Source organism: Salinimicrobium sp. TH3, from assembly GCF_026676115.1.
GTDB lineage: Bacteria > Bacteroidota > Bacteroidia > Flavobacteriales > Flavobacteriaceae > Salinimicrobium.
The window spans coordinates 316827-331372 of sequence record NZ_JAPONB010000003.1; the positions used below are offsets into that span (position 1 = coordinate 316827).

General features: G+C 37.9%; 12 protein-coding genes. 6 read left to right on the forward strand and 6 right to left on the reverse strand.

The annotated features are described in order from the left end of the window. The first annotated feature begins 35 nt into the window (after positions 1 to 35). Positions 36 to 686 (forward strand): rhomboid family intramembrane serine protease, encoded by a 651-nt coding sequence (locus OU683_RS07115; protein ID WP_268136679.1) that lies wholly within the window; start codon positions 36 to 38, stop codon positions 684 to 686. Between the two features lie 46 nt (positions 687 to 732). Next, the gene (locus tag OU683_RS07120; protein WP_268136681.1) at positions 733 to 1413 is read left to right on the forward strand and encodes an SIMPL domain-containing protein; all 681 of its coding nucleotides are present in this window, start codon (positions 733 to 735) and stop codon (positions 1411 to 1413) included. 78 nt (positions 1414 to 1491) lie between these two features. Here OU683_RS07120 and OU683_RS07125 read toward each other — a convergent pair whose 3' ends face one another. Next, positions 1492 to 2613, reverse strand: a complete 1122-nt coding sequence (locus tag OU683_RS07125) for a TlpA disulfide reductase family protein (protein WP_268136683.1) — start codon at positions 2611 to 2613, stop codon at positions 1492 to 1494. Between the two features lie 122 nt (positions 2614 to 2735). Between OU683_RS07125 and OU683_RS07130 the strand changes: the two genes are divergently transcribed. Then, the gene (locus OU683_RS07130) at positions 2736 to 5183 is read left to right on the forward strand and encodes a GAF domain-containing protein (RefSeq protein WP_268136685.1); all 2448 of its coding nucleotides are present in this window, start codon (positions 2736 to 2738) and stop codon (positions 5181 to 5183) included. Here the strand turns inward: OU683_RS07130 and OU683_RS07135 are convergent. Further along, positions 5103 to 6293 carry a Pycsar system effector family protein gene (locus tag OU683_RS07135; RefSeq protein WP_268136687.1) on the reverse strand — a complete coding sequence of 397 codons (1191 nt, stop codon included), beginning with the start codon at positions 6291 to 6293 and terminating at the stop codon, positions 5103 to 5105. The genes OU683_RS07130 and OU683_RS07135 overlap by 81 nt on opposite strands. Before the next feature lie 55 nt (positions 6294 to 6348). Here OU683_RS07135 and OU683_RS07140 point away from each other — a divergent pair, with 55 nt between their 5' ends. Continuing rightward, the gene (locus OU683_RS07140) at positions 6349 to 10071 is read left to right on the forward strand and encodes a metallophosphoesterase (RefSeq protein WP_268136689.1); all 3723 of its coding nucleotides are present in this window, start codon (positions 6349 to 6351) and stop codon (positions 10069 to 10071) included. A 250-nt stretch (positions 10072 to 10321) separates the two neighbouring features. Here the strand turns inward: OU683_RS07140 and OU683_RS07145 are convergent, their stop codons facing one another. The 4 genes from OU683_RS07145 to OU683_RS07160 form a co-directional block, all read right to left on the reverse strand. Next, the gene (locus OU683_RS07145) at positions 10322 to 11218 is read right to left on the reverse strand and encodes a mechanosensitive ion channel family protein (protein WP_268136691.1); all 897 of its coding nucleotides are present in this window, start codon (positions 11216 to 11218) and stop codon (positions 10322 to 10324) included. A gap of 5 nt (positions 11219 to 11223) precedes the next feature. Next, on the reverse strand, positions 11224 to 11715 hold the full coding sequence (locus OU683_RS07150) for a Dps family protein (protein ID WP_228913062.1): 492 nt from the start codon (positions 11713 to 11715) through the stop codon (positions 11224 to 11226). Positions 11716 to 11780: 65 nt separating this feature from the next. Continuing rightward, positions 11781 to 12104, reverse strand: coding sequence for a phosphoribosylpyrophosphate synthetase (locus OU683_RS07155; RefSeq protein WP_228913061.1), 324 nt, complete (start codon positions 12102 to 12104; stop codon positions 11781 to 11783). 87 nt (positions 12105 to 12191) lie between these two features. Next, positions 12192 to 12335: a hypothetical protein gene (locus tag OU683_RS07160; RefSeq protein WP_268136693.1), complete on the reverse strand. Its 144-nt coding sequence runs from the start codon at positions 12333 to 12335 to the stop codon at positions 12192 to 12194. A 113-nt stretch (positions 12336 to 12448) separates the two neighbouring features. On the opposite strand from OU683_RS07160, the gene OU683_RS07165 reads away from it, so the two are divergent. Continuing rightward, entirely contained in the window at positions 12449 to 13483 is a 1035-nt protein-coding gene (locus tag OU683_RS07165) for a LacI family DNA-binding transcriptional regulator (RefSeq protein WP_268136695.1), read from the forward strand. A 65-nt stretch (positions 13484 to 13548) separates the two neighbouring features. After that, complete coding sequence (locus OU683_RS07170; RefSeq protein ID WP_268136697.1) at positions 13549 to 14544, forward strand: SDR family oxidoreductase; 996 nt, start codon at positions 13549 to 13551, stop codon at positions 14542 to 14544. The last annotated feature ends 2 nt before the right edge of the window (positions 14545 to 14546 follow it).

The window sequence follows — 14546 nt, forward strand, 5'->3', positions numbered from 1 at the left end:
ATATATGGTATATTTGGCACTAAATTTTAGCATTAATGGGAGATTTCGACCTGGTTACCATTCTAGTCATAGCAGCCAATGTTATTTTTTCGTTTAAGGGTTTTAAAGATCATTCGTTTTTCGAAAAATACAAATTCAACTCTGCAGCAGTAAAAAGGGGTGAGAAGATAAGAATCCTCACTTCAGGATTTTTACATGTAGATACTGCGCACCTATTTCTGAACATGCTCACCTTGTTCTTTTTTGCCGATATAGTAATTGCTTCCCTTGGCAGTATTAGTTTTTTGCTAATCTATTTTGCCAGTTTGCTTATTGGTAATTTACTTTCCTATTATTTTCATAAAGATGAATTACAATATAATGCTGTAGGAGCCAGCGGCGCCGTCTCGGGAATTATTTATGCTGGTATTTTGCTGTATCCGGAAATGAGCCTGTACATGTTTTTTATCCCCATTCCTATTCCGGGATATGTTTTTGGGATTGGCTATATGCTATATTCCATCTACGGAATGAAAAACAGGATAGGAAATATTGGACACGATGCCCATTTTGGTGGTGCTGTAGGTGGTTATATTCTCACTTTGATTCTTGTGCCGCAGTTGTTTGCAACGAGCTTATTGATGGTTATCTTACTTGCAATTCCCATTGTTTTACTTTTTTTCCTACAAAAAACCGGAAAAATCTGACATTGGCACTGAAATTGAAAATTCATTATTAATTAATTCAATAATTATGAAAAAATATCTTCTCTTAATTGCCATTTTAGGATACTCATTTGGCTTTGCACAAGAAAAATCTATTCCTTCAATTTCTGTACTTGGAACCGGAACTGTAAACATAGTTCCCGACAAAGTTCTTATCAATTCGAGAATTGAACACACTGGAAAAACAGCTGCAGAGGTTAAGCGGAAAAATGATAACGTGGTAGATCAGGTCATTAAATTTTTAGAATCCCAGGGAGTGGCCTCAAAAAACATTCAAACCGAATATATAAGGCTCAATAAAGAAGTTAATTATAATACCCAGGATACCATGTATTCTGCCAATCAGGCGATTTCTATTGAACTGTTGAATCTAAAGGATTATGAAAAGATCATGTCTGGTTTACTTGATTCAGGATTGAACAGGATTGACGGTATCGAATTCCGGACCTCTAGGAAAGATGATCTTCAGTCTGAAGCTCGAAAAAACGCAGTTTTAAATGCAAAAATGAAGGCAGAAGAATATGCAACTGCCTTAGGGCAAAGTGCGGGCAAGGCAATCCATATTTCGGAGGTGCAAACAAATAATTATCAGCCTGTTTACAGGGTGATGGAAATGAAAGCTGATAGTGCAGAGCAGCAAAGTATCGCCCCGGGAGAAATGGAAATTACCGTAAAGGTCAATGTAGAATTTCTGCTTAATGAAAATTAAAATATTATATAAAATTAAAAAAAAGGGTGCCCTTGTGGCACCCTTTTCAGTTTTAATTGAATTTTAGCTTCAGAAAAACTAGTTATTTAAAACCTCTCCAACTTTTTCTCCCAGGGCTTTTCCTCTAAGATCTTTTGCAATGATCTTTCCATTTTCATCTAAAAGGAAGGCTGCAGGGATAGCGCGAATTCCGTATTCCACTGCTACAGGATCCTGCCAGAACATAAGATTGGAGACATGGTTCCATTCTCCAAGATTATCATCTTCAATAGCCTGGATCCATTTTTCTTTTTGCCCTGGACGGTCCAGGGAAACCTGGATGATATTGAAGCCTTGATCGTGATATTTCTTATATACTTCCACAATATTTGGATTCTCTACACGACAGGGTTTACACCAGGAAGCCCAGAAATCCACAAGGGTTACCTTTCCAAGAGCATCGCTTAAAGCAAGCTCATCTCCCTGTGGGGTAGGAGCACTAAAACCAGGAGCTTTGCTGCCCACAGCGGTTTTACTCATTTTATCGAGGCGTGTTTTTACTGTCTTTGCCAAAGGAACCTCTTTAACTTCGGGACTTAATTGATTATAAAACCCCATCAATTCTGAAGAAGAGAAGGCCGAAGTATTCAGCATATCCTGCAGGATCATTACAGAAACAATAGAATTAGGATTTGATTCGATCAATTCAACTTTCGCCTGTTTATCTTCCTCAAATAACTGTTGCTGAAAAGTCTGTAAATTTTGCAAGGTAACAGAATCCCTGTTCATCATTGCATCTCTAAGGGCAGTTCTATTATCTCCCATTTTCCTGCTTACCTCTCTCACATTTTTTAGGTAGGCGGTTAGTACTTCATTATCTTCTCCTCCAGAAACTTCTGAAGAATAAATACTGTCAGGATACACTTTAAATTCTATAGGTGTATTATCAGCAATGTAGACCACGTTTCCACGGGTTCCTTCAATGGTTAGGAAGCTAATCGTAGGCTTTTCCATTTCGGGAAGATCTAATTCGAATTTGCCATCCTGAACTTCTATTGTATCCAGATGCACAACCTGGGTATTACTGTCATTTAATTCTGAAACAATAATCTTTTGCCCGTCGGGAGCATTTTGTACTGTTCCGCTTAAATGGTAGCCCTCATTTTCACTTTCACAAGCAGCAAGGAGGACAACAAGTCCAACTAATAAAATTTTACGCATAATTTGTTACATTTTGCACAAAAATAAGGAAGTTAGTGGAGAGAGAATGTCGGAATAGATAAATTAATGTTAATATGAACGAGCCCTGGGGCAGCGGGTCCAAAATCCTGTAATTTTAACATATGAAGAATCAAAAGGAATTTCCCCTCGAAATAAAGATCAGTTTTCACAAGATCATTGAACAGTATCGAAAGCAACTGGAGAATGAATCAAGCATGATATCCAAAGATTACCTGGGAAAGATACTCGATTATATTTCTGGTTTTCCTGTTTTAGAGGATGGAATTGAAAATTCCGAAGATCTTAATAAACTAAAAGATCCAATTAGGATCCTCATGAAAGATCTTTTTCCTGAAATTCTGTCGGGTACCCAAATCAAAGCGATTTCTGTTCCTTTTCACAATGTCATTTTTAATTCTACTCTTAAGTTTAGAGAAATACTTGCTGGTGCGGGAAAAGATTTCAACTTAAATATGAGAGATCTTAGTAAAGACCTTGATTATATCTATGCCTGTATTCTAATCCTCAATAAGTATTATGGTTATGATATGGATTTTTCAAGACCGTTATATTATGATATACCCGATGAAAATGGCATTTTAAGGCACTATAGAATTGAACTTGATTCCCAATTTATGGAGCTGGAACCTGGCAAAAATGCTTGTGAAATAACGAAAGAAGATGTTGATGAATTGATCCAAAATATTGAGAATGTGGAATTTTGGAAACAAAAATTTCCACCCAAAAGCTGGATCTTTAAGGGTTTCACCATAATTACTCTTACAGATGTGACTGTTGATGATGCGATCTCCGATCTAAAAACAACTTTGTTGCAAAGAAATACTTCAGGAAATGAAGAGATGGAGAAGTTTGAGGAGATTTTTAAATCCATATATAAGATTCCAAATCTTAGGGTGGGATTTACCATGTATAATGAACAGGAATCGACTTTTGAGAGAATGATGGGAAATCGTTCACCAAGTTTCTTGCTTCGGGAGAAGAAAACGGTAGACTGTAGGGAGGCTCTCGAGGAGGAAGCTTATCAAAAACTTGTAAAGGAACACAATTACTTTAGCATTCCTAACGTCACAAAATTTTCCACAAAATCTTCAGAAAATCTTTTAGCAAAATCCCTTGTTGATGCTGGTGTGAAAAGTGCCATTCTGGCTCCTATTGCTAAAAATGGTATTTTGCTTGGAATGCTTGAGTTGGTCTCTTTTGAAAAAAATGTGCTCAACAGCATAAATGCCACAAAACTAGAAGATATCTTACCTTATATAGTTACGGCTGTAGAACGCAGTAAAGCAGAGTTTGAAAATCGTGTTAAGGCTGTAATACAAAGTGAATGTACTTCTATTCATCCCAGTGTTTTATGGATTTTTGAAAAGGAGGCAAGAAAATTCATTAGAGATCTTGATGAAGATGGACTTGCCTCATTTAAGGATATTACTTTCGAAGATGTTTATCCTTTGTATGGAGAGATTGATATTGTAGCTTCTTCGGAAGCGCGTAATGAAGCTATTCAAAAAGATCTGCTTGATCAACTGGAACTAATTACAAACATTGTGTGCCAGGCTGAAGAAATCGAAAAACTGGATATTTATGAGCAGGTGAAATTTCGTATTAAAGAATTTCAGGATGATCTCGCCAACAGTTTGAGCACCTCAAGTGAACAAAAAGTTTTCAATTTGCTCCAACGGGAGATAGATCCTGTTATGGCACATATTGAAAAACAAACACCTGTCTTAGAGGAAAAGGTGAGCGGTTACCGAAAAAACGTGAATTCTGAAACAGGAATAATTTACAATCACCGAAAAAATTATGATGAAGCTGTACAGCAAATCAATCGTACAATGGCCCGATACATTGACCGCAGACAAATTGATGCCCAGGAGATATACCCTCATTATTTTGAAAGATATAAGACCGATGGGGTTGAGCATAACATTTATATAGGGACCTCGCTTACAAATAAAAAAGCCAAACCTTTTGACGAGGTTTATTTATACAACCTGCGTTTGTGGCAATTGAGCACCATGTGCGAAATGGAAAACCGCTTCTATCAAATACAGGAAAACATGCCTTTGAAACTGGAAGCTGCTTCCCTGATCCTTGTGTATAATACAACACTTTCTATTCGATATAGGATGGATGAAAAACAATTCGATGTAGATGGAACCTACAATGCAAGGTATGAGATCATCAAGAAAAGAATTGACAAGGCACATGTAAAGGGAACTGAAGAAAGGGTAACTCAAAAAGGGAAAATTGCCATTGTATATTCTAACAGGAAAGATGAAAGGGAGTATTTGCGCTATATCAAATATTTGCAGTCCAAACAGTATTTAGGAGATAAGGTAGAAAAATTAGAGCTTGAAGATGTCCAGGGAGTTATTGGACTAAAAGCCATAAGAGTGGAAGTGTTATACCACCTAAAAAATGAACAACAAGAAGAGCAGGTCTTCACTTATGAAGACCTGGAAAAGGTGTTAGGCCAGGTAATAAGCGGCAATAAAACTGAGAACCGAGAGAATGATTCCTACCATAAAGATAGTATAGGTAATCCTTAAAAGATAATACTTTCGGTTTAGTACCACTCCCAGCATGTAAAGGTCCTTCATAAGAGATTCATACACGTCGGTTTGGTTTTCAAGTATTTCGTGCATGGCCCACTCAAACTGTTCGTAAGGCATACGATGAAAATTTCCAAAAAACAGTACATTAACATCTCCGTTTTTAATTTGCTCCCGGGTAAATTCTCCCGAAGTTACATTTGGACGGGTGGACATTATTGCTCCTATTATTGAGGCGACGCTAAAGATCATTAAGATAAAAATCGGGAGCATCATAACCGTACTTGAGTTGGCAGGAGAAGTGAGATCGGGAATGAAATTAGCGATGGCCAGGGAAATGATGATGGCATTAACCGATAGGAGAATGTTGGCTTTGGCATCTGCAATGTCACTTAATTTAAGATGATTACGCATAGTGACTCTAAACAGGGTCTGTATCCCTCGGTCTGGGCTCTTATCTTTATATTTAACTTTAAGACGGGCTTTTGCTTCTTCTTTAGCTAACTTCTTATTTGCTTTTCTTTCTTTATTGAGTAAGTTGTATAGATTTTCATCTTTTTGTTCCTTCCAGTTCTCCCTCGCGTACTGCGTGTAGAATTGATGCCGCTCGGTAAATAGTTCTATATTTTTTTCAATCCATTCCTGGTGTGAATAATTTTTGATCTTCTGAAGTTTTAACTCCTGCCGAAGAAATTCGCTTGTTTCTTCAAAGTAATCTTTTGCGAGGTGAGACGTGTCAGCATCTTTGATGATTTTCTCATCAAGTTCTTTTGGCTCCGCCTGCATTCTGGAAGCCATTATTATCCTGGTAACATCTTCAATAAGGGCCTTATCGGCATTTTGCTTTTCCAGCCACTCCCTGGCTATTTCGGCACTTTTTTCTTCGTGACCTGCATATTCTTCGATATACCCTGTGTCATGTAACCAGGCGGCCAGCAGTAGCGGCTCCTCGTGTTTAACATGAATTTCAGATTTTTCGATTAATTCTTTAGTACTTTTAACGACCCTCTGAGTGTGCTTAAAATTGTGATAAATGAATGTATTGGGTAATTTTTTTCTGAATAGATCCTGTACAAAAATTTCAGCTTTATCGGTAAGAGTTGTCATTCAGTTGTGGTTAGATTTGCACCAAATTACAAAAAAATCCCCCCAATAGTTTTGTATGAGAAAAAATAACAAATTTCTAACACTGGTATTATTTATTGCTGTTACCGCCTGTTCTCCACATTTAAATCAGCTTTATTACGCAAAGGATGAACCTTCAGAAGATTTTGGATATCCTGAGGATAAAGTAGTTGAGAAATCTTTTTATCTTTTGGGAGACGGAGGTTATTCCCCCCCCGGAGGTTCTTCAGAAGCTTTATTGGCATTTAAAACCTACATTGACTCGGTTAAGCAGGTTGGAAATTACACAATTTTTATTGGTGATAATGTATACCCGGCGGGGCTTGTTTCAAAAGATCACCCAGACAGGGAACTTATGGAGTACCGCCTGGATGCTCAAATAGATGCCGTGGAAAATTATGATGGCAACCTCTTTTTTGTGCCGGGAAACCATGATTGGTATAATCAGGGATTGACCGGTCTTAAAAGACAGGCAGACTACTTACGAGAAAAACTTAACAGAGAGGATGTTTTTTATCCTGAACCGGGCTGCGGATTAGCTTCTTTTGAAGTAAGCGAAAATATTCAGGTTGTTGTTGCAGATTCGCAATGGTTCCTTGAGGATTGGGATGAGCATCCAAAAATTAATGATGACTGTGCCGAAATTAAAACCCGGGAAGCTTTTTTTCAGGAAATAGATAGCGAATTAAAGAAGAATCAGACAAAAACAGTGGTATTTGTTATTCATCATCCCTTGTATACTAACGGGCTGCATGGAGGAAACTTCAGTTTAACAGATCACCTTTTTCCTACCCAACGTAAGCTTCCATTACCCATACTCGGAACTCTGGCAAATTTTATAAGAACTACAGGAGGAGTCACCAGTACAGACCTCCAAAATGAAAGATATAAAGGAATGAGAAAACGAATTGAAACTATTGCTTCCCGGTGGGGGAATGTAGTTTTTGTTTCGGGGCACGATCATTCTATACAGTATATTGAACACGACAAAATAAAACAAGTAGTGTCAGGATCGGCTTCCAAGGCATCTTATGTGGGATTAGGGAACGATGGATTGTTTGCTTATTCAGGCCAGGGATTCGCTACCCTGGATATATTTGAAGACGGTTCCTCCTGGATTAGTTTCTATGGGAGCGCAGATAAACAGCCTAAACTTTTATATCAAAAGGAAGTTATCGCAGCACCGGAACCCTTTAATATTGACACCTTGCCTACTTCTTTTCCCCGCAGTGTCGTGGAGTCAGTTTATGAACCCCGGGATACTAATGTATCGAAGGCCTATGAAAGTATTTGGGGAGACAGGTACAGGGATTTGTACGGGACCGGAGTGGAGGTTCCCGTTGCTGTACTGGATACCTTATACGGGGGACTTACTGTAGAAAGAGCAGGTGGGGGTCACCAAACACGGTCTCTAAGATTAAAGGATAAGCAGGGAAGAGATTACAATATGCGGGCGCTTGAAAAAAGTGCTGTGCAATTCCTCCAAACGGTTGCCTATAAAGATACTCCTGTAGAGACTAAATTTGAAAATACCCTTGCCGAGGATGTAATAAAAGATTTTTACACCTCTGCGCATCCTTATGCGTTCCTGGCAATACCTACATTATCGCAGGCAGCGGGAATTAACCATACCAATCCACAGTTGTATTATGTTCCCAAACAAAATGCTCTTGGAGATTTCAACAGTGAGTATGGGGATGAATTATATATGATCGTTGAACGACCCGAAGGAGCCTGGACAGGTTATGAATCTTTTGGCAGCCCAAATCATGATATTGAAAGCACGGCTGGAGTTTTTGAACGTCTTCGGAAGGATGAGAAATACAGTCTTGACGAATCTGCCTATATAAGAGCAAGAATATTTGATATGCTTGTGGGCGATTGGGATCGGCATGAAGATCAATGGAGATGGGCTGAAATTGAAAATGAGGAAGGAGATCACCTTTTTAAGCCTATACCTAGAGACAGGGACCAGGTCTTTTCTAATTTTGATGGGGCCTTTTTAAACACCTTAAGGGGATTAACGGGATTTGCCAATCAATTTGCTGTTTATGATGAAAACATTGCTGACATTGAGTGGTTTAACTCGGCCGCTGTTGGGCTGGATAGAAGCTTAATTCAAAATTCCAGTAAAGACGAATGGCTAAGGCAGGCTGAGTTTCTTCAGGAGCACGTGACAGATGAAGTGATTGAAGAAGCTTTTGAAAAGCTTCCGAAGGAAACCCGGGGAGAATCCACACAACGAATTATTAAAAATCTTAAAGCCAGAAGGGACAATTTGGTGGACATAACCAGTAGATACTACAATTATTTTGCTGAGTTTGCCATCATTTCTGCTACAGATAAAGATGATCATATTGAGATTGAACGCCTTCCGGAAGGAAAAACCCGCGTATCTATTTATAGGATTAAGGATGGAGAGAAGGCAGATGTTGTGAGCAACAGGGTATATGATTCTCAAGTGACCGAAGAATTGTGGATCTATGGTCTTGATGATGACGATATTTTCGAGGTCTATGGAGAAGCTTCCTCTTCAATTCTTGTGAGGATTATTGGAGGACAAAATAATGATATTTACAGGATCAAAAATGGCAAAAACGTAAAGGTTTATGATTACGAATCTTTGCCTAACACTGTGGAGATCAACAATGGCGCAGATATTACTTTTACAGATAATTATGAGGTAAATGTCTTTGATAAGGATCGGAAAATATTTTCTACAAGTGCCATACTTCCGGTAGTTGGATATAATCCCGATGATGGATTTCAGGTTGGCTTAAGCACCTCCTTTACGAAGTATGGTTTCCGTAGAAATCCATTTACAGCCCAACATAGATTTAAAGCGGGCTATTATTTTGCCACTCAAAGTTTTGATATGCGTTACCAGGGGGAATTTGCCAATGTTTTTGGAAACTACAATTTTCTTGTGGGAGCACATTTTACGAATCCCAGTTATACCCGTAATTTCTTCGGGATGGGAAATGAAACTGAAAACTTTGAAGAAGAACTAGGAAAGGACTACAATCGGGTACGTATTAGTAGAATTGGTGGAGAAGCGGGAGTGATAAAGGACTCACCCTTTGGACGTTATTATAAATTAGCAGCAACCTTTGAAGGTGTGCAAATAGAAGAGACAGTGGATCGTTTTCTCTCTTCGGAATATATGAAGGACACCAATTTTTTTGAACGGCAATATTTTGCAGGTATTGAAGGTGTTTTTCGCTATGAAAGTTACGATGATGTGCTTAATCCTTCAAATGGAATGAAATTCGAATTCATTGGTGGTGGAAAAATGAATACCGGAGAGACAGAGAATATTTACGCTTTTATAACACCATACCTTGGGTTTTATAAAGCCATAAGTCAAAATAATAAGTGGGTTATAAATACTCGCGTAAATGCAGAAGTTCTTTTTGGTGATGATTTTGAATTCTACCAGGCCGCTACTATAGGTGGGGCTGAGAGTTTAAGAGGATTTAGAGAAGAACGGTTTACTGGAGAAAGCGCTTTTGTTTGGGGAAATGATCTAAGATATAGCTTTGACGAGTTTAAAACTTCATTTATCCCTCTTCAAATAGGGGTATTTGCCGGATATGATCTAGGCCGGGTTTGGTTGGACGGAGAGAATAGTGATCTTTGGCATGACAGCTATGGCGGCGGATTTTGGATAACCGGAGCAGATGCTCTTTCTGCTAAAGTCAATTTATTTTCGGGAGGTGAAAAACTACGTTTCAGTTTTAGCGTGGGTATGAATTTCTAGATTAATTGATTCCACCGGGAGAATAAAAGGATGACATTAAATTCTTTATGCGGTGGATATAGAATATTAAATTCATCCTCCATTTACCCTTTTTGAAACCTAAAGCTTCTAATTTTTTGTTTTCAAAGGATGTTAGAAATTTTAGTTTAAAATAATATAAAGCAACTGTTCTTTCGGAATTTTTAAAGCCATTTAAAAAAGCAAAAGCGGACTATAATAATCCGCTTTTGCTTTTTTTTGGAATTTGGGGCTAAGATTCTCCTTCAGAAGAAGGTTTTTGAATGTTTAACCTGTTGTTGAATTCCAAAGTTCTTATTGGGAATGGGATATTGATGTCGTGTTGATCATACACTTTCTTAATAGCGATAATAGCGGCGCTTCTGGCCAAAAGTATATCTCTGTTAGAAGTGACATTGCTCCAGAATCTTACAACAAAATTAATCGAACTGTCGCCAAATTCATTGTACATAAATTCTACTTCCTCGCCCTTTTTTTGAGGGTAAAGTTCAGAAAGTGTATTAATAGTTATAGTTTTTACGAGCTCAAGATCGGAATTGTAAGCCACACCGCAATTCACCATTATACGGGATCTTGAAGTGCGGGAAAAGTTTTTAAAAGGGGCATCGATAACCTGTGAGTTAGGAATAACTACATAATTATTATCTGCCTCCCTTATCACAATGCTCCTAAGGTTTATTTCCACAACTCTTCCGGCGTATCCGTTATTCTCAATCCAGTCTCCAATTTGAAGTTCAGGAAGAAAACTTAAGAGAATTCCCGAAAAGGTATTGTTTAAGGTTCCCTGCAGAGCAAGACCTACGGCCAAACCTACCACCCCGGCACCTGCCAGAACAGAAGTAAGGATTGTATTCAAATTTAACAGCCCCAGTGCAACAAAAAATCCAATTGCAATAACCACCACCTTCATGATCTTGATGGTTATTTCGCGAATTGAAGCCTGCCTTACCTTGAACCGCAGGAGCCTGTCCAGCAATTTTCCAAGGTACTTTGCTGCAAAGACAAAAATGATAAATACTAAAACAGCTAAAATGAAATTAGGCAAACCCAGGATTATTGAATCCAGCCATTCGCCTAATTTCTCCCAGATTCCTTCAACGGAATCCTGAATATCAAATTTTTTCGCCATTTATTCTATACCGGCTTATGTTGTTCGGAAGTTTTCATTTTCCAGGCATCCAACATCCAGCTGGTTTTTTCCAATTCTCTAATATAAGCTCCAATGAGATCAATCGTACCTTCATCTCCTCCTTTATCGGCCACTTCCACAACTTTACGCATTTGCTTTAGAAGAGTCCCATGATCATCCAAAAGATTTTTGATCATTTGAGAGTCAGAGAGATCAGATTTTGATTCTTTCAGGTTAGATTTTTCCAGGTATTCACTTAAATTGCTGGTAGGTTGATATCTTAGCGTAAGTATACGCTCAGCGATTTCATCGACCTTAATTTTGGCATCATCATAAAGCTCTTCGAATTTTTCATGAAGATCAAAGAAATTTTTCCCTATGACGTTCCAGTGATAATTACGGAGTTTTTGGTAATATAAATGATAATCGGCTAACAGAACATTAAGTTCCTGAACTGTATTTGACGTCTTTTTAGCGTCTAGACCTAAATAGCTCATAGTTTTTATTTATGGTTTTTGTGATTAGTATTCAAATATACAATAAGTATAAGGTAAATCCAAGTTTATTCTGAAGTAGGGCGGTTGCTCTTAAGATCCAGTTTTTTCAATAGTTCTTCTGAAATTTGACCTGAAGTGTAGTTAAAGCCATCTACGAGAACACCTTTTCTTCCCGAGGATGTGGTAATTGCATAAATAGTAGCTTCATCTCCCGGATTAGAAGCCCCTTCGAATCTATACACTTCATCCACCACAAATTTTTGGTTGAAAAATTTCTCCCTTTCTTCACTGGATTTTATTTTCTCATCAAGAAGGTTAAAATCTTCTTCGTATCCTTCTTCAGTCCGCAACATATTCAGGGTTTGAGACAGAGTTCCTTTTTGTTTCATTATTACCTTTTTTGGTTCAGGATTAAATTACGTTCAAGGTTTCATCTTTGCAAATGGAAGGGCTGGTTTAGTAATTATTTAACGCAGCTATTTCTCGTTGTCTTTTTTGCCAAAATTAAAAAAGCCCAAAGGCAGGACTAAAAGGAAGAAAAAGTACCACCCCGTAAGGAGGCCAAAGATGGTAATAAGGGCAGCAATTATGTAAAACCAGTAGCTGTTGAAAAATTTCATTTCTAACTCATTTTAGATTAAAATATAAATTTTAGCGGAAGTTTGAGGCTAAAAATACCTCAATTAACGCGGCTTTATTACATTTGTGATTAATCCCTATATTCTTTTCAAAAATGAAAACCAGAATTACCCTTAAGGAACTGGCTAAATTGCTGAATGTATCTGTTTCTACAGTTTCAAAGGCCTTAAACGATAGCCCCGAAATTAGTCCTAAAACAATTGAAAGGGTAAAAGAGCTGGCAGCTCTGCACAAGTACCGGCCTAATCCTACTGCTGTTAATTTGAAAAGCAGTAAAAGTGGAACTATAGGAGTTATTATACCTAATATTGCCAATTCATTTTTTGCGAAAGTCCTTTCAGGGATGGAGGCCAGTGCACAACGTGAAGGTTTACAGGTTATAACCTATATCTCCAATGAATCCCATGAACGAGAAAAACAAATAGCCGAAATGCTTACTGCAGGCTTTGTGGATGGAGTTCTTATTGCAATTGCTGAAGAAACCCAGAGAAAGAAAGAATTTGATCATATTATGAATATTATTCAATATGATATCCCGGTAGTGCTTTATGATCGTATTGATTTTGATATGCCGGTGGATAAAGTAGGAATTGATGACAGAAAGATCTTTTACGATGCAACCCGGGATCTTCAAAGTAAAGGGGTGAAAAAGATCGGTTTGGCTACTTCCATTCACCATATGGGAGTGGGTAAGGCACGAATTGAGGGTTACCGGAATGCTTTGGGGGAAGACCATACTTTCTTTATCGCTAATTCTGCCAAAATGGAAAGTCTTAAGGAAAAGATCTTAATTATGTTATTGGAGGATAAGGTGGAAGCTGTCTTGTGCAGTGATTTTGACAGTACAATGCTTACCTACAGGCTCGCATATGAAAATGGGTTAAGAATTCCCGAAGATCTTAAGATCATTGGATTTATTCGTGGAGGATTAGCTAAATATCTAACTCCGTCCGTTAGTTTTGTTGATCAGTCTCCCGATAAGATCGGAGCGAAGGCGATGGAGGTTCTTATTGGCAGGATCAATAGAAAAACAACGGGTCCTAAGGAAAGAATTTTAATCGATACAGAAGTAGTGCACTATGAATCTACTCAGTTTCCGGAAAATGAAGCTTCTTTAAGAGGAAATTAATAAAAACCATTCTTCAAAATTTTACCTTTGACGCCAAATTAAATAATCAACCCAAATTATATTAAATGAACAGCAAACAATTTGAATTGCTTAGTTCTTCAAAAGTATTAGTAACCGGCGGTGCCGGATTTATTGGATCCAATCTTTGTGAGACTCTTCTGAATCTTAATGCTGAAGTAGTTTGCCTTGATAATTTCGCGACAGGAAAAAAAGAAAATCTTTCTGCAATTATTGATCATGAGAATTTCACTTTAATTGAAGGTGATATTAGAAATATTGAAGACTGCAATAAAGCAGTCTCAGGAGTAGATTATGTGCTACATGAGGCTGCGCTGGGTTCAGTACCCCGCTCCATAAATGATCCTATCACCAGCAATAATGTCAATGTTTCCGGATTTGTAAATATGCTGGTTGCCGCAAAGGATGAAGGGGTGAAAAGGTTTGTTTATGCTGCAAGTTCCTCTACTTATGGAGATTCTGAAGCCTTGCCTAAAGTCGAAGACAAGATTGGCAAACCTTTATCACCGTATGCTATCACCAAGTATGTAAATGAATTGTATGCAGATATTTTTCATTCTACCTATGGACTGGACACTATAGGTCTGCGGTATTTTAATGTTTTTGGTAGAAAGCAGGATCCGCATGGGGCTTATGCTGCTGTTATTCCAAAATTCGTTATTCAGTTCATGAAGCATGAGAGTCCGGTAATTAATGGAGACGGTACTTATTCAAGAGATTTCACTTACATTGACAACGTGATCCAAATGAACCTGCTTGCTTTGACTACAGATAATAAACACGCCTTAAATCAGGTTTATAATACAGCAGTAGGGGATAGAACAAATTTACAGGAGCTTACTCAGCTATTGAAAAAATATCTTTCTGAATACGATCCTGAAATAGCAAATGTGGAAGTAAAGCATGGACCCAATCGGGCAGGAGATATTCCGCACTCTTTGGCTTCTGTAGAAAAAGCAAAAAACTTAATGGGTTATGACCCTCAGTATAAAATTGAAGATGGTCTTAAAGAGGCTGTTAATTGGTACTGGGAAAATTTATAACA

What these genes read in the sequence shown, in the direction of transcription:
- OU683_RS07165 (WP_268136695.1), top strand. Translation starts at nt 12,449, where the DNA reads ATGAAAACCAGAATTACCCTTAAGGAACTGGCTAAATTGCTGAATGTA.
- OU683_RS07115 (WP_268136679.1), top strand. Translation starts at nt 36, where the DNA reads ATGGGAGATTTCGACCTGGTTACCATTCTAGTCATAGCAGCCAATGTT.
- OU683_RS07130 (WP_268136685.1), top strand. Translation starts at nt 2,736, where the DNA reads ATGAAGAATCAAAAGGAATTTCCCCTCGAAATAAAGATCAGTTTTCAC.
- OU683_RS07125 (WP_268136683.1), bottom strand. Translation starts at nt 2,613, where the DNA reads ATGCGTAAAATTTTATTAGTTGGACTTGTTGTCCTCCTTGCTGCTTGT.
- OU683_RS07120 (WP_268136681.1), top strand. Translation starts at nt 733, where the DNA reads ATGAAAAAATATCTTCTCTTAATTGCCATTTTAGGATACTCATTTGGC.
- OU683_RS07160 (WP_268136693.1), bottom strand. Translation starts at nt 12,335, where the DNA reads ATGAAATTTTTCAACAGCTACTGGTTTTACATAATTGCTGCCCTTATT.
- OU683_RS07170 (WP_268136697.1), top strand. Translation starts at nt 13,549, where the DNA reads ATGAACAGCAAACAATTTGAATTGCTTAGTTCTTCAAAAGTATTAGTA.
- OU683_RS07150 (WP_228913062.1), bottom strand. Translation starts at nt 11,715, where the DNA reads ATGAGCTATTTAGGTCTAGACGCTAAAAAGACGTCAAATACAGTTCAG.
- OU683_RS07140 (WP_268136689.1), top strand. Translation starts at nt 6,349, where the DNA reads ATGAGAAAAAATAACAAATTTCTAACACTGGTATTATTTATTGCTGTT.
- OU683_RS07155 (WP_228913061.1), bottom strand. Translation starts at nt 12,104, where the DNA reads ATGAAACAAAAAGGAACTCTGTCTCAAACCCTGAATATGTTGCGGACT.
- OU683_RS07145 (WP_268136691.1), bottom strand. Translation starts at nt 11,218, where the DNA reads ATGGCGAAAAAATTTGATATTCAGGATTCCGTTGAAGGAATCTGGGAG.
- OU683_RS07135 (WP_268136687.1), bottom strand. Translation starts at nt 6,293, where the DNA reads ATGACAACTCTTACCGATAAAGCTGAAATTTTTGTACAGGATCTATTC.